At 64.9% G+C, this 814-nt stretch carries 1 protein-coding gene; it reads right to left on the bottom strand.

The features are described from left to right. On the bottom strand, positions 1-536 hold a 536-nt coding region (locus E6K76_07705), incomplete at its 3' end, for a hypothetical protein (protein TMQ58487.1). Between the last annotated feature and the right edge of the window lie 278 nt (positions 537-814).

The raw sequence follows: 814 nt of genomic DNA, 5'->3' as shown, positions 1-814 counted from the left end.
GAGAGGAGATTCCGGTCGGGATCGGTCGCGGTCAGGGTCTGGTCGATCGTCTGGCCCACCCCTCCGCTCATCGGGGACGGCTGGTCCAGGATCGGCGCCCGGTTGGGGGTCACGGTGATGTCGAGCGTCGCGGTAGAAGCGGAGGACCCGTCGCTCGCCGCGATCCCGCCGGTTGCCGTGCCCACGTCATCGAAGGAAGGCGCCAAGTGCACGTTTCCCGTGGCGTAGCCGTGGCTCGGATAGATCGTGGTTACGGTCATGTAGGACGGGCCGAACGTCTTGGAAAACGTGATCGGGTCCCCGTCCCCGTCCGTCGCGTAGAGGTACTGGTCCGCGGTCGTCCCCTGCGGAACGGACATCGGTGCGGGCGCGATCAGGACCGGGCCGCTCACGGCTCGCGCGCGCTCCGAGGGACTCTGCGCGAGCGTGACCTCGTTCGCTCGATCCGCGGCGGATGGTCCGGCTTCCGAATTCGTGGCCCCTGCGAGGAGGAAGAGCAAAAGAATAGCCAGGGTGACCGGAATTCGGGCATACATCGGACGACCCTCCCATGAAGACTCGCCCCGTTTCCCCGATGGGGGACCGGATAGGAGAACGCCGTCCGCCGATCCTCCCAGAACGCAACAACGGAGAGATCGGGGAAAAACGAGCGATTGGAACTCGTGGGCGCGATGCGCCGCAGAAACTCGTTTAAGGATATAACCGTTCGGGGTGTTACCCCACATGCAATTACGGATTCATCGTGAGCCCTATCCGGAACTCTCTGCCTCGGGCCGGGAACCCCTTCACGTCGGCGTACTTCCGGTCCAGCGCG

The sequence above is a fragment of the Candidatus Eisenbacteria bacterium genome (assembly GCA_005893275.1).
Taxonomy (GTDB): Bacteria; Eisenbacteria; RBG-16-71-46; order SZUA-252; family SZUA-252; genus WS-7.
This window is presented reverse-complemented; position numbering and strand designations above follow the sequence as displayed.